Consider the following 21305-nt stretch of genomic DNA (forward strand, 5'->3'; position numbering starts at 1 on the left):
GATCCCGGTCACCGCTTCGGTGAGCGGCAACACCTCCTCGCTGAAGTTGCCGGCGGACCGCGGCGTGCTGGTGCCGGGCACCTATCTGCTCTTCGCCATGGACGCCAACGGGGTTCCCAGCGTCGCCTCGACGATTAAGATCAGTTGACCCCCGGTTGAGCTATCACTTGGAGTCCCTCTGGGGGCCATCCAGTCATCGGGTCAGTGCAACGTCCGCTCCAACGAGACTCTCGAACTTGGCTATGGCGCCAGCCACATACTGATCTGCATCAAACTGGGCCGGTTGGACATTGCCGGCCAGATACGCGCGCATGCCACCAACAAGGCCTGCTACCGAGTTCGGCACGAGCAATCCGTGTTCTCCGTCCGGACCTGCGAGGACTCCCCTGGAGCCGTCAATGTCTGTCGCAACAATGGGCATGCCAAGAACCATGGCTTCCAGCAGGACCATTGGCTGGCCCTCATGGTTGGACGAGAGGATGAAACAGTCGCTCCTTCGCAAGATCGCGAATGGATTGTCCTGCATTCCGGCAAATAGGACGGAGCCCTCCAGACCAAGCTCGCTGGACAACCTCCGCAACTCCCCTGCAAGTACCCCGTCACCGATCATGATGAGTCGCGTGTCCGGTGACTCGTCGACTATTTGCTTGAACGCCCGCAGTAGCTTGGCGTGGTCCTTCTCCGGGGAGAGGCGCGCACTTATCGTGAAGACCTTGCCGGGGCCCGACATCCAACCAGCCAAGGCGGGGTCCACAGGCTCGGCGGCCCGGGCGAGAATGCGATCCGGGATCACGACGTTGGGCGTATAGCCAAATTTCTCGTTCGGGATACCGAAGCTGTCCGACAATTTTGCGGCGTTGACGTCGCTGAGCGCCTTCGAAACGGAAACCACTCCGTCAAACTCGCGATAAAGCGCAAACATTTCACGCAAGTACGGATACTTGGAACTGGACTCGGCCAGCATGTCGTTGTGCAGAAAGATCTCACTCTTGTTCGTGTCATCGCGGCCGCCGAGCAAGATCGAAGCCATAAAGGGTGAGTAACCGTCAAATTCCACTAGGGCATCGAAGGCAGACTTGCCGAAAAGCCGACGGAATTCTCGGCTGTACGCCTGAAAATAGAGCTGCTTTTGCTCTTCTGTTGCAAAGCTATTCAACCTGTTGAAGGTTGAAATTATCCAGCGCTCCTCCACGGAGGCGACGTGGCGACCCACCCGACCAACCGTGCGGACATTACCGGGAAGCGATTTGAAAGCTGCCTGCCGTTGGGGATCGTTTGAGACCCCCGCCGCATCAATGAGCAGCGTCAAGGCATGGCGTTCCGGATTCAGTGCCTGAAGCAGGTTGAGCAAGGAAGCCGTCATGCCATTTGGGTTCATGCCGTGCCTGAAAAGTAGGGAGCTTTCCTTCTTCGGCAGCAATACCTCGCGGCTGGTGTCGCCCTCGAAGAAGAAAGCAACTGCCCTCGCTGCAGCGTTTCCGTCCTCGGCCGGCGTGAAGCGTTCCTGGTTCGCCGCATACGAGGGATGGACCTGGTCGGAAGCAAGTCCGTTCCGCACGCCAGCCAGGACCTCTTCGACGGTGCCGCATACCGCACCTGGGAGGCTGCCCATATCAAAGTAGAGTCCCCGTTCCGCCGCATATTCGTCGAGGTCGGGGACATAGAACACCACTGGGCGTCCAGTGGACATGTAGTCGAAAACGACGCTCGAGTAGTCGGTAATCAGTACGTCAACCACGGACAACAAATCATTCGTTGTGAGCGTCCGCGGCACGACGGCGATTGACTGGTCACTCCCGACAAGGAGGTCCTCGGTGTAGTGGTGGGCACGCACCACCAAGTGGAAGTCCTTTGATGCAGCCAGAGCTTCGATGTCGTGAGCCATGGCCTCCGCGTCAAGGACCTTGGCGTTCATGCTTCCCCGCCAAGTGGGGGCGTACAAGACAACTGGCTTGTGATCCTCGGGATCTATCCCAAGCTGGCGGAACACCTCATCGCGGCCGGCAGCGGAAGATCGAACCGTCTTGTCAATGCGGGGATAGCCGGTAAGCGCAACCCGACCGCTGAAGATGTGATCAACACCGAATGCGCGGGTAAGCACATCCGTCGTGTGCTCGTTCGAGCTGAGGACATGGGTGGCCTGCAGCAGGTTGCGGGTGACGTTGGCGTGCTCGAGGGCGGCACCCTCGACGTCTGTCCCCATCTTCTTCAGGGGTGTCCCGTGCCAGGTGTTCAGATAGGACTGGCCGTCCTTGCGGATGAAGTAGGACGGGAACGTTGAGTTGTTGATGAGGTACTCGGCCGTGGCAAGGTAGCGCAGATATAAATCAGACTGTTTCGCCACGATGCGAACGTTTTCGCGTTCAAGGAGGCTCGCCGGCAGCGAGACATCCCCGTCTGCAACCGTCCAGATATGCGTGTAATCCGAATATTGCGGATCATCGACAATTTTTTCATAAATGGACAACGGGTTGCAGTCGATAGAGGCGGCCAAGTTGCTTTCGTAGAGAACAGTATTCTTCACGATGGGCAGAGTCTCGTAGTACTCGACATATTCAATGACAGTCTTTACGGCAGAGTCCTTGGAATAACCCTGTTCACTCACGCCATACGGTCGCGCGAAAACGCGGCTCATGCGGAAGGCGTCGCAGGCCTTCTCCGCCTGGCCGGATTTCGCGAGCGCGTGCCCGAGCCGGTTGTACCACGCGGGTCGGTGGTCATTACTCCGCTGCACGGCCTGCTTGTAGAGCTCTGCTGCTGCCAGCCAGTCCCCCAGCTTTTCGGCGTCCTGTCCGACGTGATAAAAGGAATTTGCGTCCAGTTTGTTCTTTATGGATCCGGCGAGCTGCCTCACCAAGCCAATAAGCCGGTCTTGCACATCTGTCGTCTGGGCCCCAGCCGAATTGCCGAAATCTCGTTCAAGCGTGGTCAGGTTCGCCGCCGCGATGTACGCTTCACTGGCTTCCTCGAAGCGACCCATCTCCTGGAGGACATAGGCCGACCGGAACAGCCAGTATGGTTTCCGGGTTTCGCTGACTTGAATGGCAGCTTCATACGAATCTGCCGCTGCCTGCATATTCTGCAGCCGCTCCTGTGCGAAACCCAGCCGATAGTGCCAATAGGCATCGCCAGGATTCAGGGCGACAGCAGCTTTATATGAAGAGACTGCTTCGGACCACATGTAGGCCCGGTCGCATGCAAATCCGTGTCGATAATGCAGTTCTGCATCCAAGGGCACGCGCTTGAGTTGTTCCAGATACGCCCCAGCCGCACTGTTCCAGTCCTTCTGGGCCTCGAAAAAGACGCCGTGGCCATATCGGGCTGCGTCCAACTCACGGTCAGCATCCACTGCGCGGGCGAACCATGGATGGGCAGCGGCGGGACCGCCATTACCGGCGTGAGCCAGGCCGGCAGCGAACAGCAAGCCTGCATCCTTGGGACGCAGCAGCAGTGCTCGCTCGTAGAGTTTCGCGGCCTCTGAGAAGCGTTCCATTTCAAAGTAGGACCGGGCAAGCTTGATCAGCCACTCCGCGTCCTGCTGGTGGAGCGCCAGGCCATCCTCCAGCGCTTCGATCTCCTGCCAGCGGGCTGCGCCTTGGCCCAGCAGTTTTCCCAATGCCTTGTGGAACTTGGCGCTCTTCGGGTCGAGATGAATAGCTGAGCGCAGCGACTCCTGCGCCGCAACCTTTTCGCCCAGTGACTGTTCGCACTGGGCTTTCCGGTAGAACCATTCGGCCTGCTGGGGGTCCAGACGGGTAGCCGAAGTGTAAGAGTGCAGCGCCTCTGCCCACAATTTCTGGCGTTCCTGGATGAAGCCGAGGCGGTAATGCCAGGCGGCGTTTTTTGGATCCAGCCCAACGGCACTGGAGATATACTGCCGGGCAAGGTCAAGGTTGTCCAGCCTGAAGTAAGCATGACCGAGTTTGTAAGCGACCCTGGCGTTGGCAGATTCCCCCTGGTCCCAGAGCTTCTGATAGACGGAGGCAGCTGATTTCCAGTTGCCGCGTTTCTCGAGCTCGCGACCGCCCCAGTAGCCGAATTGCCAACCAATCATCAATTTCCTCCATGTTAAAAGAACCGCCGGGCAGACACGCTGCCGGCCCCGTCCATCTCTAAAGTTTACGTTGCCAACTAGGCGTGCCCACGATTCACCACTGGCTGCTCACACTTTCAGCGGGCCAAATTTTGCCGACTACCCTGTCGGCAGCTCCGCCGTCATCCAAGGCCGCATACGTCGCCTGGAAGCGACGGTAGGCAGCGTCATCAACTTGCCTGCCCGACCCGATGGCTTCACAGAGCTGGTCCGTATCCGAGCACAATGGTCCGGGAGCTGTTGCTTCCCAGTCCAGGTAAAAGCCGCGTATCTCATCCCGGTACTGGTCCAGGTCAGGAACCAGGAAGTACATTGGTTTGCCGGTGACGCAATAGTCGAAGGAAATCGACGAGTAGTCTGTCACGAGCAAGTCCGAGGCCAGGATCAGATCGTTGATCTCCGGATACATAGAAACGTCGATCAGGTTCGATCCAACTTGGGTGGACGAGCCGCCGGCAACGTTGTGGTGCCCACGGATAAGGAACACATAATTCGAGCCGAGGGACCTCCGTGCCCTGGCGAAATCCAAATGAGTCACCAAGGTATGGCGCTCAGAACCGTCTTTGGCACTATCGCGCCACGTGGGGGCGTACAGGACCACGATTTTCTCCGGGGTAATACCCAAATCCAGCCGTATCTGTTGGGCCCGGCTTTCCCGGTCAGGCGCCGCCAGGGCGTCGTTGCGGGGATAGCCGAGCGTCAGAACATCGCCGTTGTAACCAAAAGCTTCGGGCAGGACTTCCGAGGCAAACCCGTTTTGGGCCAGCATGACGTCCCACATCCGGGCTTCCCGTTCCATGAGCCGTCGATAGGATGCCGAGAGATACCGGGTGGGCGCGTGCCGGGCCAGCTTTTTCAGCGGCGTTCCATGCCATGTCTGAACGTAACGCTGTCCCTCGGATTTCCTGAAGAAGGACGGGAAATTGTTGTTGTTGACAACTGTCCTGGAGGTCTTCAGCCTGTCGAACCACTCGCGCGAGCCCCGGAGGACCGGGACCGCGTATTCGGGATACTCCACGGAGAAGTCGTTGATGGACCAGTAGATGGGCACATCGGCTGACGTGGCATGCAGCGCATCCGAGATGGCGCGCGGACTGTCGGTGCAGCTCTTGCCAGCAAAGCTCTCGAAGAGGACGGTTTCAGTGAGTGCGCGGGCGCCTGTGGTCGCGGCGTACTCAGCGCGCAGCAGGCGTTGGTTGTACTTCCCGCGCTCCGCCGGTTGCAGCGGCGGCGCGATTCCCACGGCGCAGGCTCCGGACGAGGCCTGAAAAATCCGGACCGTGGCGTGTGGATACCCGTGTTCCAGGGGCAGCAGACCCGTCCATCGATCATCGGTCATGACGGGCATCGACGACTGGTTCAGGCCGTTTCCGCCGCTCGCGTAACGCAGCGTGTAGGCGCCGGGGATCGGCGCAGCGGTTTCCCTGCCCCACGTGGTCTGTTTGAGGGGAAAAGTAAATACCCGGCCGTCCGGACGGAGCTCCTCGACCGACGTCGGACGCACAGTATTCCGGGCAGTCACCATGGCGACGTCAAGAGTCGCAAGCGCCGGCGCCATGGCGCGCGGGACCCGTACGCATACGCTGAACTCGTCCCGCTCCATGTCGAAGGTGACGTCGGTGGCCACGGGATGCAGGGGTGCGGAGCCGTTCCCGGCGCCGATGGCGTCCCGGAGCGGAGGACTCACCACGTGCCGGCGCTCAAAGACTTCCTGGCCTACAGCCAGTCTGATGCGAACCTGGATCGGTGCGGTGGGGACGTCGCCGAGGAAGTCGGCGCCGATGCGGCACGTGAATCCCGACCCGGCGTGGCTGGCGTGCGGATCGTTGCCGAGCATGTCCAGGTGCGGATCCTGGACGCGGTTGACCTCCAGGTCCCGGAGCATGCCCGCTTCGTCCTTGACAAGGACGCTGATCCCACCGGGGTAGGCCGCGGAATCGAGTCCGGGCAAGTAGAAATGTCCGGCCAACGTCAGGGAGCCATCCTGTGACCACCCGGCGCTCCGCACGTGCGAATCCGGTGCCAAAGCTGCGGAGGGGAATTCCAGCAGGTCGTCCGGGAAGCGCGTGGCCAGCGAGTCCAGATATTCGAGCCGCGCAAAAAACCGGTTATTGCGGATTTGGGATTCAAACCCGGTGCCGTTTTCGGCCCGATAGATGAGCACGTCTTCGAGGTCACCGCGCGCTCCTTGTGCCGCCAGGCTGCACAGGATCTGCTCGTGCGGCCCGATGTTCCCCAGCACAGTCGCCGAAAGTTCGCCGCCCAGGCTCCGCACAGAGGAGAGGATTTTTGCCAGGCCGGTGTGAAGAGTGTCCCAGTAGTCATCCCCGGCGTACGGCACCTGTTCGAAGTAGGGAACGAGGTCCGATCCCAGGACTCTTGTGAACCAGACCAGGAGGGCATCCGGTCCGCCTTCGGCCACCAGCAGTTGACTGACGGAATCCACAACGCACAACCGGTCTTCCAGGTCCCGAAGGGAGTGCTTGTTCTGCGTGATGGAGGATCCATCCTGACGGATCCGCCAGTGGTAGACAGTGTCCGGAATAATGTCGAACGCCCGGGCCCGCGCATACGCCCTGGCCGTAGTTTCCTGATCCTCGTAGAGGACATCCTCGGGAATGGAGCCCATGGCCGAGTCCCAAAAGTCCTTGCGGAACATCTTGTTCCACAAGAAGACGTCGGACATGATGTCGGGGTAATCAGCCAGGCTGATCGAGTCCCGCGGGATGGCGTGAAGCCTGTCCATCATCTTCACCCTTGACCGCTTCCGCCCCAGCAGCCGGTCGGAGGAGCCCACAACGAACTGGGACGACGTCTCATGCAGCTTCGTGATCATGGCCCCGTAGGCGTGTGGTGCCACCACGTCATCGGAATCCGCAAAGGTGATGAACTTGCCCGTGGCCTTTTCAAGGCCCGCGTTCCGCGCGCGGCCGTTACCGCCGTGGGCTACGCCGAGCACGTGGATCCTTCGGTCGCGGCGGGCGAAATTCTCGGCTATGGCCCGTGAGCCATCCGTGGATCCGTCGTCGATCACGATGATCTCCAGGTACGGATAGCTTTGGGCGACGATGCTTGCCAGGCAGTCGGCCAGATAGGGCTCGACATTGAATACGGGCACTATTACGGTCAGCCGCCCCAGCTGCTTGTGACGGCCCCGGACCAGGCGATGAAGCCGCGACTTGTCAGCCGGATGCATGGCCCCGCTAAGACGGGACGTCATGCGTCGCAGCCGGGGGGTCAGCCCGAACCGGGGTGACCCTCCCATGCCGGTGGATTTCATTGCCGTCCGTTGCGTGTCTTCATAGCTCAGCGCCAGAACCCCCGGGTATCGATGATCCTCTTTCCCTCGAGGCTGGCGGGCTCGATCTCACGGAACTTGTCGTGGTCGACCAGCAGCACCACCACGTGGGCGGCCGCGATCGCCGTGTCTGTCTCCACGAGACGGACGTTGGGAAGTGCGGCGAGTTCCTGCGGGAGCCGGTTCTTGTGCGGCGCCGCGACGAGGATCTCGGTCTCCGGCTCCAGCACGGCGACGCGGCGGACGATCTCCAGCGCCGGCGACTCGCGGACGTCGTCGATGTTGGCCTTGAATGCCAGGCCCAGGCAGGCAATCACAGGACGGTCAATGTCGCGGACGGCCTTCCGGACCTGGTCCACGATGTAGCCGGGCTTTCCGTCGTTGACTTCACGGGCGGTCCGGATCAAGGCGGAGTTCTCGGGGTCGGCAGCCACGATGAACCACGGATCCACGGCGATGCAGTGGCCGCCGACGCCCGGGCCGGGCTGGAGGATGTTGACCCGGGGATGGTGGTTGGCGAGGCGGATGAGTTCCCAGACGTCGATGTCCAGGTTGTCACTGATGACAGAGAGCTCGTTAGCAAACGCGATGTTGACGTCACGGTAGGCGTTCTCGACCAGCTTGGACATCTCTGCCGTGGCCGCGTCCGTGAGGTGGATTTCGCCCTGGCAAAACACGCCGTAGAGTGCGGACGCGGCCTCGGCGGCCTCGGGCGTGAGGCCGCCTACCACCCGGTCGTTGGTGACGAGTTCGATCATGATCCGGCCCGGCAGCACCCTCTCGGGGCAATGTGCAACAAGCAGCACGGGCTTGCCGTCCTGGCCGTCGAGGCTGAGGTCCGGGCGCAGCCCGAGGATCAGCTCGGCCAGCCGGCGCGTGCTCCCGGGCGGCGACGTCGACTCGAGGATCACCAGCTCACCGCCGCTCAGCTTCGGGGCGATGGCCCGGGCAGCAGCGGCGATGTAGGACATGTCCGCGGACTTGTCCGCCTTGAACGGCGTCGGCACGGCCACAATGTAGGCATCCGCGCAGGGTGTTTCGAGCTGGGCCCGCAGCCGGCCTTGGCTGACCGCGCCCGCGACGTGTACGCCCAGGTCGGGTTCCACAAAGGGCACGTCGCCGTTGTTGATGGCGGCCACAGTGTCCGGATTGACGTCGACGCCGATCACCTCGAGACCGTTGGTGGCCAGAACGGCCGCCGTGGGCAGTCCGATGTAGCCGAGACCGACGACGGCGACCGTCTTGATCGGGGCTTCGGTCTCCGCAGTCCTAGATGTCAACATGATCATTTAGCTTTCCATAGAATTTGAGGTCCCCGGATGCGAGGAGCTCAGCGTCCTCGACCTGCCAGGTGTGTCCATCACCGGTACGGACCTGAAAGTAGTTGAAGCGGTCCGCCGAGTAGACGATCTTACCGGCGGCATGGGCTGCGCGGAGAAATCCTGTGTCCTCGCCCACTGTTACGTGCTGGAACGGATGGTCGATAAAGACGTCCCTGCGGGCCATGATGGTTGGCCCCATCACGAAGTCGGTGAACCGGTGCTCCCTGCCCGCGAACCGCAGGATTGCGGCGTTGGAGGTCTCAAGATGCATGTAGTGGGCCTGTTTGCCCACGACGTCGGCACCTGAGTAAGACAAGGCATGCAGCTGGTCGCTGAGGTAGTTCGGTCCATAGTGGTCGTCGTCGTCCATTTTCGCCAGGACTTCCCCGCTGGCGGCAGCAACGCACCTGTTCAGGCACTCCCCCAGCGAGACGTCCTTCGATGCTTCGAGGAGCACCACGTTGTGCAGCCCGAACGTGTTGGAGAGTTCAGTGAGGCGTTCCTGGGAGAGCCGGAAGCCGTGCGTGAGCAGCACCAGTTCCTGTTCCACTCCGCGCTGTCCGGCGATGGTGCGGAAGACGCTCTCCAGGTTTTGCGGCCGGATGGTCGGCAGCAGCACCGAGACGGAGGCCCTTTGGACGCCTGTACCACTGCCCGGCAGTGCGTGCTGCAGCACTGTGTCCGCGCGGTGTGCGTAGGTGTGGGCCGCCCAGATGGCGCGTTGGGCCAAGTGGGCCGTGCGGTCGTTGAGTTCCGGGTTGGAAACCAGCGCCCGGGTCAGGTGTTCGGCTTCCGTGCGGGTGGTGGCCACAGGCACCGCAGCCTGGGTGAAGAACTGTCCCATGGCCTGGCTGGGCGCAGTCACCACCGGTGTCCCGGAGGCCGAGATCTCGAAGATGCGCCTGGCACACATGCTGGGCGAGTCAACAACGGAGTTGACGTTGAGGAAGACCTTGTAAGCCTTGTAGGCGGAAAGCGTCTGGGCGTAGGTCAACGATCCGACTACCCGTGAGTCCAGCGGCGCGGGGAACTGGTACTCGGCGTTGCCGCCTAGCTGGCGGGAGAAGATTTCCAGCCCCGTCCCCATCCGGGCGGACGCGTCCAGCGCGCCCCCGAGGAGGAAGTCCATCTGGGCCCGGCGCTCGGGATACTTGTGGGCAAAATACATCCCCGCAAAGGCAACGTCCCGTTTGTGCCGGCCATGGCCAGGCCGCACCGGGTTGTGGATCGCCGGCTGGGCTGCGAACGGAAGCACCGCGACGCGCTCGTGGCCGAGATCCGCCGTGTATTGCGCGATCCGGCCGGCATCGGACGTGAAGACCTGGTCAAAGAGCCGGGCGGAGGGCAGGAAGTCGTCATAGTGCGGCGGGTCTTCTTTGTTCCAGAAAACCGTGGGGATTGCCTGCTCCCGGCACCACTGGACCAGCTCGCGGAACTCGTCGCTTGGGCCGTTGGGTCCGGCCAGTTTGCCGCGCCACAGCCCGCCGTTTCCGGCCCATGCCGACTCGACGAACAGGAGATCGATGTCGCCGGCGGCCAGGTCGCTGCGCCAGGTGTGCGGGTGGACGGGGTTGGTGGCCCACTCGTAGCCGAAGGCAAGCGCAGAAAAGTCGTCCAGGATCACCGCGGCGCGGACATCCGGCCTCGCCGGCTGCTGCGACGGCAGGTCCGCCGGAACCAGCGACAGCCGCCGCTTGCGCCCGCGGCCAGTCCACGCCGCTTCCACGCCCTGCACGTTACGGGGTGCGGCGAAGCCTTGTTCGATCCGCTGGCGGGAACGCCAGGACTTGAACTGGGCGGGGCCGCCGCGCCTGAGGTGCCACAAACCGGTGCGTAGATCCTGCAGGGCCGGCATCAGCCTCGGCTCCGGCGCGAGGACCGCCCGCGGACTTCGGTGGCCACGAGATTCGCTTTAGCGTCGTCGAGAATCTTGGTGGCGGAAATGTTGTTGCCCTTGGAGAGGTGGCGGGTGAATTCCTGATAGGCCTTGATGGCCACATCCGCGTCCCCGTCCATGATGAGGTCACCCTTGTCCAGCCAAATCACCCGGGTGCACATGTCCTTGATGGTTTCCAGGCTGTGGCTGACCAGGAAGACGCAGCCTGCCTGTTCGCGAAGTTCATCCATCCGCAGCTTGCTGCGATCCGCGAACTGCGCGTCACCGGTGTTGAGGGCCTCGTCCACGAGGAGGATCTCGGGGTCGACGCTCGCTGCGATGGCAAAGCGGAGACGCGAAGCCATACCCGAGGAGTAGGACTTCATCGGCAGGTGGATCGACTTCTCAAGACCGGACAGCTCCACGATGCTGTCGAACTTCTCGTCCACCTGGGCACGGCTCATTCCCATGGCGAGGCACCCGAGGATCACATTCTGGTCCCCCGAAAGGTCCTGGACCAGGGCGGCGTTGACGCCCAGCATGATCGGCGTGCTGGAAGCGTACACGGCTCCCATGGAAGGCTTTGACTGGCCGCAGATGATCTTCATCAGCGTGCTCTTACCGGAACCGTTCCTGCCGATGATCCCCACCGATTCACCGCGTTCAACGACGAGGGAGAGCTTGTTCAGGGCCTGCACGGTCACCATGTTCGGCTTGCTGACGGCCCGGCGCAGGAAGCGCGGCCGGCTCGATTCGTCAGCCGCCGCGGCAGCGCTGGAGGCGACGCGGTAGCGCATCTCAACGCCGTCCACCACAACACAGGGATGTCCTTCGATGAATAGTTCCTGATCATCCGCGTCCATAGGATTCCTCCCCTTTCCAGAAGTACACCAGGCCAATGGCCAGCGCCCCCAGCGCCCAGGCGGCAAGGATTGCCCACGACTGCCATTGCGGAACCCGCGCGTAAAGCACGCAGTCCCGCACGATGTCGATCACGTTGAACAGGGGGTTGAGCTTGATGGCCGCCAGCACCTCGGGATGCGTCACGAAGCGGTCGTAGGTGTAGAAGATGGCGGAGCCGTACATCCAGGCCCGCAGGACGAAGGGCAGCAGGTGGGTGACGTCGTGGACACGGGAGATGATGCGGGCCAGGATGAGCCCCACTCCGAGGTTGAAAAGTGACTGCAACACGATGGCCGGGATCACCAGTATCCAGAGCCAGGTGATTTCCTCGGCGGGCGGCAGCACCACCACGATCAGGAGCATTGCCAATACGAGCGGCACGGCGGCCAGCAGTTCCCTCACATTGGCCCCGATGGGGAGCGCGGCTCGCGGGAAGTTGAACGCCTGCACCACGGACTTGTTGTTCCGGATGGACCGTGCGCCGGATGTGATGGCCCCGGAGCTGAACTGGAACACGAAGATTCCCACGACGAGGTATCCCACGAAGTTCTCGACGCCACGGCTGGTGTTCAGCAGCAGCCCGAAGATCAGGTAATAGGTCAACCCGTTGAAGATCGGGTTCAGGAGCAGCCAGGCGCTGCCGAGGCGGTCGCGGCGGGTACCGCTTTGAACGCGGGCCCGGGCATCGTAAAAAATAAACTGCCGGAAGTCCCAGAGCTGAACAAGGTAGTCCAGGAAACTTGGCCGCGAACCGACACGTGTCAGCCGCCGCATATCCACGGAGAGCGGCTGTACGGCCACCTGCTCCGGGTCTATTGCACTATCTGCGGACACTACTCGTTCTCCTCATGTTCATGGTGCAGCCCAGCGTATCGTGTGGCCAGGGCCTTGGCGTTGGCAGCCCAGGTCCTCTCGGCCAGCACTGCGGCCCGGCCGGCGAGCCCCATCGATGCCCGGCGGCTCCCGTCAGAGAGCAGCGCAGAAATCGTGCGTGCCAGTTCACCCGGTGACGCGGCAGGGGCCAGCAGCCCGTTGCCGCCGTCGTCTATTATCTCCCGAAGGGCGGGTAAGTCACTGCCAACCACCGGCCGGGCACTCGCCAGGGCCTCCACCGGCTTGAGCGGAGTGACCGCACGGGTCACGTCCAGATCCTTGCGGGGAACCACAAAAACGTCCAGGGCCTGATGATAAAGCGGTGCCAGATCCCGCGGTACCCGGCCCGTGAAAATTGCCCTCCCGGACAGTCCGAGGGTACGGACCTGCTCCTGCAGGGCGGGGCCGGCCACTCCGTCACCAACAATCAGCAGGCGCAGCTGCGGAAAGTCCGGCGCCAGCAGAGCGAAGGCGCGCACAAGGTCATCCAGGCCTTCATACCCGACCAGGCTGCTGACGGTTCCGATGTAGAGTCCGTCCTCCGGCAGGCCCAGCGCCCGGCGTGCAGCGGCAGTATCCAGCGGCGGCTCCAGGAAAGCTCCGCCCACGGCATTCGGGGCGATCATGACCTTCGCCGCCGGGATGCCTACCGCCACGATGTTGGCTTTCATGGCATGTCCAAGCGTCACCACCAGGTCGGCAGTCCGCATGACATCGGTTTCCCGTTCCTGGAACTGCCGGTACTTTTCACTGTCCCGGGACTGGGGCCCGCGCGTGGCTGCCCAGGTGTCGGCCAGCTGGCCGCGGACCTCATAGACCCAGGGAATCCCCAAGGCTTCGGCCACCGCCCGGACCACCAGTCCGTTGACGAAGTGTGTGGTGGTGTGGAGTACGCTCGGCCGGAATTCCAGCGCCACGTTCAACAGTTCGTCGGCCTGCTGCTGCAGGCGCGCATCCATGGTTGTTGCCAGCCGTGACGGGAGGAGGCGCTGATAGCGGATGCCGTCAACGACGTCGGCCGCCTGGGCCAGGAGCTTGCCCACCTGCACCGGATACGCCAGCCGGGTGACGGCCAGCACCTCCCAGCCTGCTTCCTGCTGGGCCACCATGATGGAGTGGGACCGCTGGGCGTAACCGCTGGCGGTGTGGGGCAGGGAATTGGTCAGCAAATGCAGGACCCTGCCGGGCGCCGGCGTGAACTCCTGCCGGGGCAGCGAAGGTGCCGTGCCGGCGTAGACGGCCGCTTCGCCGGCAAGCCGCGCCTTCTGCCGCCTACCCGCCGGGCGGGAGCCGTTCAGGACGGCGACGGCGCCACTGAGGTTCCCGTCGTGCCAGAGCCTGCGGGCCAAAGCTGATTCGAGACCTGGCGCCTGGGCTGCGCCGGATAACAGCAGGTCCGCTAGCTCCAGCCGGTTGGCGACGAGCGCGATGTCGGCGAGCTTCCGGGCCTTCTCGCCCGTGACCTGACGGTCTACGGCGAGCCGGAGGCGGCGGGAGACGTCGTCGTCGTCACCGCAAAGGAGCGACGCGAGCAGCACTGGGACCGCCGCTGAAGACTTCGGTGCCGCCGCGCACGTGAGGCGGGCCAGCGGACGGACAACAGCGGACGGAAGCCGCCGGGACACCTGGAGGAACAGCACCATGGGATCGTCCGTGAGGTGTTGTCCCGCGGTGTGTGCGGCGAGCCGGGCATTTTTTAGAACCTGGATCATCGCGTGGTTACGGATGCCTTGCCCAGGAGGTCAGAGATGAGTTGCATGTAGCGGACGGAAAGCTGTTCGTATTCAGCGTGGGTCTTGACCCACTGCCGGCTGTCACCGTTGCGGACGAGCCGTCCGCGGTCGGCGGCAAGCCCGCGCCACAGGGCTGCGACCGCCTCCGGGTCGCTGGCCACGATGTCCCCGGCTTCTGCGTCGGCGACGATTCGGGCCGCCTCGCCGCGCACCATGGCGGTAACGTGGCGGCCCAGGGCCAGGACCTCGTAGGTCTTGGACGGGACGGTGGTTTCGAAGGATTTCCAGTCATCGCGCAGGGAAACGAGGCAGGTATCGGCGGATGCGTAGCGCTCCATCATGGCGTCGCCGTGAAGCGGCGCGTGGAAGGTCACCGGGGCCTTCAATTCGCGGGCGAGCTTTTCCAGTGCCGGGCGCTGGGTCCCGTGGCCCACCATGTGCAAGTGCATCGAGTCGCCCACCAGCGCGCTGGCACGGATGGCGACATCCAGCCTCTGGCTCTCTCCGTGGTTGCCCAGGTAGAGGGCTTCGAAGACGGGTCGTTCCAGTTCAGGGGCGCCAAGCACCGGGATGGCGTCCAGGGTGAGTCCGTTACTGACGGTTGCCACGTTGCGGATGCCGCGGGACCGGAGAGTATCGGCGAATCCCTCGGTAACGGTGACTACGAGGTCCGCTCGGTGCTGGACGAAGTCCACAACGTGCTCAACGACGCTCTTCACGCTGCCCTGCACCAGGCGCGCATCGCGGGCGAGGTCCGGCCACGCGTCGCGCATTTCCACGATCAGCGGCACTTTGCGCAGCCGGGCCAGGGCATAGCCGGCCGCGAGTGACGGCAGGCCCGGCGCGGTGACAATCACGACGTCGGGCTTCCGGAGAAGCATGCCAGCCGGGATCGAGAACGCTGCCGAGTAGCACTGGTCCACGAGGCGCGCGGCGCGCGAGTTGCCGTGCCGGAGATAGGGCACCCGGAGAATCTTCTCGGTAAATTGCCCTTTCTGCAGCCGGAAGGGCCGGCCGGCCATCTTCCGCGGCAACGCCCGGCGGCCGAACGGATAGTGGGCGACGGGCGTGACGACGTCGACCGCCCAGCCGGAGCGGGTGAATTCCTTGACCATGGCGGTCCAACGGCGCTGGGGCGGGCTCTGCTCCGGCCAGTACGAGTGGGTCAGCAGCGTGATCCGTACCGGGGCAGTGCCAGTTCCTGTGCGGGCAGCTTCACTCCCGGCGTCATATCGCATTCTCGTTGCTTACTTTCCGGCCTTGGCGGCAAAGCTTGGGGTCTTGCCGGCCAGGAATCGGAAGTACACGACGCCGGCTGCAAGGAGGATCATCACTGTGATGAGCTGGACCACCAGCGGGCTCCCGGTCGCAACGGCCACGGCGGCCTGGATCTCGGTCTTGATGATGGTGGGCGGCTCTGCCGGGGCCGCAATCGCGGCAGCTGCCCGGGAGGACGCCGGCTCAGGCGTGAGCGTGGGGGTGGGCGTCGGGGTAGCCGTCGCGGCGGACTGGTCGACTCCAGCAGGCGTCGCCGCCGGGCGGACCGGCTTGAGCGTCGGGACCGGGGTGGCTACGGCGGCGGGTGAAGTCGCAGGCGGTGCGACCGGGGCGGGGGCTTCAGGAACGGGTGTAGGGGCTGGCTCCGTCGGGGCGGGGGTGCCCGGGTCAGCGGGCGAGGGCACCGGCGCCGGGTCACCCGGCGTGGGTTCAACCGGGGCGGGGTCAGCCGGTGGGGGCTCCACTGGTGTCGGCTCCACCGGGGCCGGAGCGGGGTCCGTGGGGGCGGTAATCACGATCACGGGATCAGGAAGTGTCGTGTCCTCAGCGTGCGCCGAGCTGACGGGTCCGGCGAAGGCCAGGCCCAGGCCGACTGCAAGCGCGAGCATTCCAGCGCGCACTGAATTGGCCATGCGGCAACGTACAGACATAAATACTGTCTCCCCCTTGGATACGAGATTTTTCCAACCGCGCCTGTGTTCCGGCCACAGCTGACCTCGCTGTCGGCAGTGCCCCAGAATGCACGATCTTCCCATTCTACGCGATGGCACCTAGCAGCCCCGCCAACGACGTTCCCGTGACGGCCTCCGGTGAGTCGGTTTTGGCGGCCGGACCGGCCGCACCGCACGTCGGGGCGGCCGTCTCCGCCGGGATAGGCTTGAATAATGCACCAGCTCCGCACCCCGGTTTCCGCACGCCTGCTCCGTATCCTGGCGGTCGCCGCAGCCTCCGCCGCGGCGCTCACAGCGTGTGCGCCCGTGGTGGATGTGACCCCGGCCAAGGACAGCGCGAACGCAGCCTGCGCACCCATGATGGTGTCACTGCCGGATGCCATCGGCGATTCCAAAGTTCGCAAGACAAACAGCCAGGGAACGGCTGCCTGGGGCGACCCTTCACTGGTGATCCTGCGCTGCGGCGTCAACGTGCCGGGTCCCACCACGGACCGCTGCGTCACCGTGAACGGCGTCGACTGGGTCATCAAGGAAGGCGACCCGGTGTGGACGCTGACGACGTTCGGCCGCGAACCGGCCACTGAAATCCTGATGGACCCGAACAAGATCAGCTCCGCGACGGTCCTCGCAGACCTGTCCGCCTCGGCCGCCAAGATCAAGGCGACCCGGGGCTGCGTTGGCCAGGAAGACCTGCAGAACCTGCCGCCAAGCTAATAGGCGGCGTGCTAGCGCAGCCCGGTGTTGCGGTGCAGTGCCAGGTGGATCAGCTCGTCGATCAGCTCGGCGTAGCCCAGGCCCGATGCCTTCCACATTTGCGGATACATGCTCTTGGGCGTGAAGCCGGGCATGGTGTTGATCTCGTTGATGATCAACTCGCCGTCCGGCGTGTAGAAGAAGTCGACCCGGCTCAGCCCTTCGGCGCCGACGGCGTCGAACGCGACCGCGGCAAGCTCGCGGACCCGGGTGATGGCCTCTTCGGGGAGGTCGGCCGGGCAACTGAGCGCGGCGGCGTCGTCCTCCACATACTTGGCGTTGAAGTCGTAGAACTCGTGCCCGCCGCCCGCGACGGAAATCTCCCCGGGCATGGACGTGCGTGGGGCTTCGGTTCCGCGGCCTTCGAGCACGGCGCACTCAATTTCGCGGCCGAGGATTCCGGCCTCGATCACGAGCTTCGGATCGTGCTCGCGGGCGGCCTCGATGGCGGCGTCGAGCCCCTCCAGGGAATCGACCTTGGAGATGCCCATGGAGGACCCGGCCCGGGCGGGCTTGACGAACACGGGGAAGCCGAGCTGGTCCACGCGTTTGCGGACCTTTTCCGGATCGTTGCGCCACTGCCGGTCCGTTACGGCAATGTACGGCCCCACCTGGAGTCCGGCGGATTCAAACATCACCTTCATGAAGTGCTTGTCCATGCCGACGGCGGAGGCCAGCACGCCGGCACCCACGTACCTGGTGTCGGACAGTTCCAACAGCCCCTGAATGGTGCCGTCCTCGCCGAACGGCCCGTGCAGCAGCGGGAAGACCACGTCCACGGAGCCAAGCTCCTGGGGGACTTCGTTCGGGGAGGCCACGATGAGCTGGTGCTCACCGCCGATTTCGGCCAGCGCGACGGTCTGCTCCGAGGGAGCGACCTCGGGCAGCGAGGCAGCCGAGAGCGACCACTCCCGGGTGTCGCCGGAGGCCAGCACCCATTGGCCGGTCTTGGCAATGCCGATCGGGATGACCTCGTATTTGGACTGGTCGATCGCGCCAAGGACACCCGCCGCGGTCACGCAGCTCACCGCGTGTTCGCTGGAACGGCCGCCGAACAGCACCGCGACGCGGGGCCTGGACCGGACGGGACGGCCCTCTGTGCTCACGTTTTCTTCCGACACGCTCAGTAATCGCCTTCGGGTTTCAGGTCCCTGGACAGCAGCAGCGGTCCCAGTTCGTCGACGGACAGTTTTCCGGCCAGCACGGCGACGACGGCGGCGGTGATCGGCATTTCGACGCCGAGCTTTCCGGCCAGTTCGTGAACGGCCTGGCTGGACTTGATGCCTTCGGCCGTCTGCTTCATTTCGGCCGTGACCTGGTCGAGGGTGAGGCCCTTGCCCAGCAGCCTGCCTGCGGTGTGGTTCCGGGACAGCGGCGAGGAGCAGGTTGCCACGAGGTCGCCCAGGCCGGCCAGGCCGGCCATGGTCTGCGCCTCGCCGCCCAGGGCGAGTGTCAGCCGGGAGGTCTCCGCAAGGCCGCGGGTGATGACGGAGGCTTTGGTGTTGTCGCCCATCCGCTTGCCCTCGCAGATCCCGACCGCCAGGGCAATGACGTTCTTGACGATCCCGCCGATTTCGACGCCGGTCACATCGGTGGTGGTGTACGGCCGGAAGTAGGGTGCCGTGCAGCTGCGGGCGATCCAGCCGGCCGCTGCGGAGTCGGTGCACGCAACGACCGAGGCCGTGGGCTCTTCCCGCGCGATTTCCATGGCCAGGTTGGGGCCCGACACAACTGCGATGCGCTCCGCGGGAATCCCCAGCTCCTCGCTGATGACCTCGCTCATGCGCGCGTCAGAATGTAGCTCGAGGCCCTTCATCAGGGACACCACGAACGCGCCGGGGGGCACGAGGTCTTTCCATTCGCGCAGCTGCGGCCGCAGGGTCTGGGCGGGGACGGCGAGAATGACCAGCTCGGCGCCGTCGAAAACCTCGGCCACGTCGGTGGAGGCGGTGATGCTGGGCGGAAGGACGATGTCCTTGAGGTACTGCTCGTTTTTGTGCAGGGTATTGATTTGCTCCACGATCTCGGCACGCCGGCCCCAGAGGCGGATGCGGCGTTCAACACCGGAAGCGGTGGCAGCATCCGCGACGATCTTCGCAAAGGTGGTCCCCCAGGAGCCTGCCCCCATGACGGCTACCGTGCTTGCCGATGTTGCTCGTTCAAGATTGACCGTCATTCGGTATTGTCCCCATTATTCTCGTTTGATGCGCCGCCCTCGCGGGGGGCCTTGCCGCGGCCAGTCTCGCCGCGTTCGATGAAACGGCCGTGACTGGCCTGCTTGTGCGCCGAAGGATCCCAGCGTACCGCCGGCGGCTGCCCGCCGCGGAGTGTGGCAAGCAGTTCGGTAATCGCGTCCATGATCGCCTTGGTTGCCTCAGCGAGGGTGGCCCGGTCCAGCGGCCGCCCGGCAAAGGCGCTGAGGTCCACCGGTTCACCGATGATCAGGCGGGACGTTTTCCTCGGGAAGATGTGGAACCGCTTCGCGTACCGCGGAAAGACCTCGTGGGCGCCCCAATGGGCCATCGGCACCACTGGGATGCCACTCTCGAGCGCCATCCTGGCGGCACCGGTGTGGCCCTTCATCGGCCACAACTCCGGATCACGGGTCAGGGTTCCCTCGGGATAGATGATGATGGCACCGCCCTCGTCGACTACGTCCTGGGCGATCTGCAGCGAGCGGTTGGCGCCCGACGTCGACCGTTCCACCGGAATCTGCTTAGTGGCGCGCAGCACCGCTCCCAGGACCGGGACCTTGAAGAGTCCGGCCTTGGCGAGGAAGTGCGGCATCCTTTTCTGGTTGTAGAGCATGTGCCCGACCACCAGCGGGTCGATTTCGGTGCAGTGGTTGGGGGCAGCGATGAAGCCCCCGGCCGGGAGCTTCTCGAGGCCCTCCCACTTTTTCCTCATCAGGAGGTTCATCGTGGGCCGGACGATGCCGGCAACAATGACAAAGGTGATGTGACTCTTCGCGGGTTCCTTCACAGCTCCCCGTTACTCGGCTGTGGTGATGTCAAAATCGGCACCAAGCCCGGCGAGCTTCTCCGTGAAGCGCTCATATCCGCGGTTGATGATGTCGATTCCGGTGACCCGGGAAGTACCGGTGGCCGCGAGGGCGGCGATCAGGTGGCTGAATCCGCCGCGCAGGTCCGGCACGTCGATGTCGGTGCCGGACAGCTGGGTGGGCCCCGAGATCACGGCGGAGTGCAGGAAGTTGCGCTGGCCGAAGCGGCACGGCACGCTGCCGAGGCACTCCCGGTGCACCTGGATGTTGGCACCCATCCGGATCAGCGCGTCGGTGAATCCGAACCGGTTCTCGTAGACCGTCTCGTGGACGATCGAGACGCCCTCGGCCTGGGTCAGGGCGACGATCAAGGGCTGCTGCCAGTCCGTCATGAAGCCGGGGTGCACATCCGTCTCGAGGACCAGCGGATTCAGCTTGCCGCCCTTGTGATAGAACCGGATACCGTCGTCGCCGATGTCCATGCCGCCGCCGACCTTGCGGTACGTGTTCAGGAACGTCATCATGTCACGCTGGGTGGCGCCTTCGACGAAGATGTCGCCGCGCGTGACGAGGGCAGCGGATGCCCAGGATGCGGACTCGTTCCGGTCGGAAAGTGCGCGGTGGTTGTAGCCGCCCAGGTCCGGGACGCCCTCGATCCGGATGGTGCGGTCAGTCTGGACGCTGATGATCGCGCCCATCTTCTGCAGCACCGCGATGAGGTCGACGATCTCGGGCTCAGTGGCGGCGCCGCTGAGTTCGGTGATGCCATCGGCCCGTGTGGCGCTCAGCAGCACCTGTTCCGTCGCCCCGACAGAGGGGTACGGAAGGGAAATCTTGGCACCCTTGAGGCCGCCGGGCGCGGAGATGTGGATACCGCCGGGGCGCTTTTCCACCACGGCGCCGAACTGCCGCAGGACGTTCAGGTGGTAGTCAATCGGCCGGTCGCCGATCTTGCAGCCACCAAGGTCCGGGATGAAGGCCTCGCCGATCGCGTGGATCAGCGGTCCGCAGAGGAGGATCGGAATGCGGGAGTCGCCGGCGTGCGCATCGATTGCCGTGCTCGACGCCGTCTTGGCACCCTTCGGGTCGAGGGTCAGGTCCCCGGTGACGGGGTCCTTCTCGACGGTGACTCCGTGCAGTTGGAGCAGGCTGGTGACAACCTCCACGTCCTTGATTTCAGGGACGTTGCGCAGCACGGACGGCTCGTTGCCCAGCAGGGCGGCGACCATCGCCTTGGGGACAAGATTCTTGGCCCCACGGACGGTGACGCGGCCAGTCAGCGGGACGCCTCCGCGGATTGTCAGAACACTACTCATATACCGGTTTCCTAACGACTACTCGCCCCCAAATCCTTACAAAGGCTCCAGCTAAGCATAGGAGCTTGGGTTACCGATCTGAAATACGTGCAGGTGTTGGCGCCATTGGGACCTCGGATTCACCGACGCAGTAAGAGCCGCTCCGGTGTCACAGGTGACAACGTTATGGCCGCGTTGAGTCGCCCCAC

The 21305-nt window shown here is 64.0% G+C and carries 15 protein-coding genes; 2 read left to right on the plus strand and 13 right to left on the minus strand.

What is annotated here, in order from left to right; translation table 11 throughout:
• Positions 1–19 precede the first annotated feature (19 nt).
• The gene (locus ABIB51_RS07805; RefSeq protein ID WP_354187503.1) at positions 20–148 is read left to right on the plus strand and encodes a galactose oxidase-like domain-containing protein; all 129 of its coding nucleotides are present in this window, start codon (positions 20–22) and stop codon (positions 146–148) included.
• 45 nt (positions 149–193) lie between these two features.
• On the opposite strand, the gene ABIB51_RS07810 is transcribed toward ABIB51_RS07805, so the two are convergent.
• From ABIB51_RS07810 to ABIB51_RS07850, 9 genes are all read right to left on the minus strand, one after another.
• Positions 194–4054 carry a CDP-glycerol glycerophosphotransferase family protein gene (locus ABIB51_RS07810; protein WP_354187141.1) on the minus strand — a complete coding sequence of 1287 codons (3861 nt, stop codon included), beginning with the start codon at positions 4052–4054 and terminating at the stop codon, positions 194–196.
• A gap of 94 nt (positions 4055–4148) precedes the next feature.
• Positions 4149–7211 carry a bifunctional glycosyltransferase/CDP-glycerol:glycerophosphate glycerophosphotransferase gene (locus ABIB51_RS07815; protein ID WP_502916092.1) on the minus strand — a complete coding sequence of 1021 codons (3063 nt, stop codon included), beginning with the start codon at positions 7209–7211 and terminating at the stop codon, positions 4149–4151.
• A 188-nt stretch (positions 7212–7399) separates the two neighbouring features.
• Entirely contained in the window at positions 7400–8680 is a 1281-nt protein-coding gene (wecC, locus tag ABIB51_RS07820; RefSeq protein ID WP_354187145.1) for a UDP-N-acetyl-D-mannosamine dehydrogenase, read from the minus strand.
• Positions 8661–10568, minus strand: coding sequence for a glycosyltransferase family protein (locus tag ABIB51_RS07825; protein ID WP_354187147.1), 1908 nt, complete (start codon positions 10566–10568; stop codon positions 8661–8663). Before ABIB51_RS07825 ends, wecC begins: the two co-directional genes overlap by 20 nt.
• A complete protein-coding gene (locus ABIB51_RS07830; RefSeq protein ID WP_354187149.1) occupies positions 10568–11452 on the minus strand; it encodes an ABC transporter ATP-binding protein in 885 nt (294 codons plus the stop codon). Before ABIB51_RS07830 ends, ABIB51_RS07825 begins: the two co-directional genes overlap by 1 nt.
• Positions 11439–12326, minus strand: a complete 888-nt coding sequence (locus ABIB51_RS07835; RefSeq protein ID WP_354187151.1) for an ABC transporter permease — start codon at positions 12324–12326, stop codon at positions 11439–11441. The genes ABIB51_RS07830 and ABIB51_RS07835 overlap by 14 nt, the downstream gene beginning before the upstream one ends.
• Positions 12326–14077: a glycosyltransferase family 4 protein gene (locus ABIB51_RS07840; RefSeq protein ID WP_354187153.1), complete on the minus strand. Its 1752-nt coding sequence runs from the start codon at positions 14075–14077 to the stop codon at positions 12326–12328. The genes ABIB51_RS07835 and ABIB51_RS07840 overlap by 1 nt, the downstream gene beginning before the upstream one ends.
• Positions 14074–15336, minus strand: a complete 1263-nt coding sequence (locus tag ABIB51_RS07845) for a glycosyltransferase family 4 protein (RefSeq protein ID WP_354187155.1) — start codon at positions 15334–15336, stop codon at positions 14074–14076. The genes ABIB51_RS07840 and ABIB51_RS07845 overlap by 4 nt, the downstream gene beginning before the upstream one ends.
• A 9-nt stretch (positions 15337–15345) precedes the next feature.
• Positions 15346–15984 carry a hypothetical protein gene (locus ABIB51_RS07850; protein WP_354187157.1) on the minus strand — a complete coding sequence of 213 codons (639 nt, stop codon included), beginning with the start codon at positions 15982–15984 and terminating at the stop codon, positions 15346–15348.
• Positions 15985–16260: 276 nt separating this feature from the next.
• On the opposite strand from ABIB51_RS07850, the gene ABIB51_RS07855 reads away from it, so the two are divergent.
• Positions 16261–16761, plus strand: coding sequence for a DUF3515 domain-containing protein (locus ABIB51_RS07855; RefSeq protein ID WP_354187159.1), 501 nt, complete (start codon positions 16261–16263; stop codon positions 16759–16761).
• A gap of 11 nt (positions 16762–16772) precedes the next feature.
• Here the strand turns inward: ABIB51_RS07855 and ABIB51_RS07860 are convergent, their stop codons facing one another.
• Genes ABIB51_RS07860 through murA form a run of 4 tightly spaced genes read right to left on the minus strand, consistent with a single transcriptional unit; the run spans position 16773 to position 21117 of the window.
• The gene (locus ABIB51_RS07860) at positions 16773–17921 is read right to left on the minus strand and encodes a D-alanine--D-alanine ligase family protein (RefSeq protein ID WP_354187161.1); all 1149 of its coding nucleotides are present in this window, start codon (positions 17919–17921) and stop codon (positions 16773–16775) included.
• 2 nt (positions 17922–17923) lie between these two features.
• Entirely contained in the window at positions 17924–18976 is a 1053-nt protein-coding gene (locus ABIB51_RS07865; protein WP_354187163.1) for an NAD(P)H-dependent glycerol-3-phosphate dehydrogenase, read from the minus strand.
• On the minus strand, positions 18973–19782 hold the full coding sequence (locus tag ABIB51_RS07870; protein WP_354187165.1) for a lysophospholipid acyltransferase family protein: 810 nt from the start codon (positions 19780–19782) through the stop codon (positions 18973–18975). The genes ABIB51_RS07865 and ABIB51_RS07870 overlap by 4 nt, the downstream gene beginning before the upstream one ends.
• Positions 19783–19791: 9 nt before the next feature.
• On the minus strand, positions 19792–21117 hold the full coding sequence (gene murA, locus ABIB51_RS07875) for a UDP-N-acetylglucosamine 1-carboxyvinyltransferase (RefSeq protein ID WP_354187167.1): 1326 nt from the start codon (positions 21115–21117) through the stop codon (positions 19792–19794).
• Between the last annotated feature and the right edge of the window lie 188 nt (positions 21118–21305).

Source organism: Arthrobacter sp. UYCu712 (genome assembly GCF_040547005.1).
Classification (GTDB): domain Bacteria; phylum Actinomycetota; class Actinomycetes; order Actinomycetales; family Micrococcaceae; genus Arthrobacter.

Bases quoted from the DNA above. Each gene is read 5' to 3' on its own strand.
- ABIB51_RS07810 (WP_354187141.1), bottom strand. From the start codon at position 4,054: ATGATTGGTTGGCAATTCGGCTACTGGGGCGGTCGCGAGCTCGAGAAA.
- wecC (WP_354187145.1), bottom strand. From the start codon at position 8,680: ATGATCATGTTGACATCTAGGACTGCGGAGACCGAAGCCCCGATCAAG.
- ABIB51_RS07825 (WP_354187147.1), bottom strand. From the start codon at position 10,568: ATGCCGGCCCTGCAGGATCTACGCACCGGTTTGTGGCACCTCAGGCGC.
- ABIB51_RS07830 (WP_354187149.1), bottom strand. From the start codon at position 11,452: ATGGACGCGGATGATCAGGAACTATTCATCGAAGGACATCCCTGTGTT.
- ABIB51_RS07840 (WP_354187153.1), bottom strand. From the start codon at position 14,077: ATGATCCAGGTTCTAAAAAATGCCCGGCTCGCCGCACACACCGCGGGA.
- ABIB51_RS07845 (WP_354187155.1), bottom strand. From the start codon at position 15,336: ATGCGATATGACGCCGGGAGTGAAGCTGCCCGCACAGGAACTGGCACT.
- ABIB51_RS07850 (WP_354187157.1), bottom strand. From the start codon at position 15,984: ATGCTCGCGCTTGCAGTCGGCCTGGGCCTGGCCTTCGCCGGACCCGTC.
- ABIB51_RS07855 (WP_354187159.1), top strand. From the start codon at position 16,261: ATGCACCAGCTCCGCACCCCGGTTTCCGCACGCCTGCTCCGTATCCTG.
- ABIB51_RS07865 (WP_354187163.1), bottom strand. From the start codon at position 18,976: ATGACGGTCAATCTTGAACGAGCAACATCGGCAAGCACGGTAGCCGTC.
- murA (WP_354187167.1), bottom strand. From the start codon at position 21,117: ATGAGTAGTGTTCTGACAATCCGCGGAGGCGTCCCGCTGACTGGCCGC.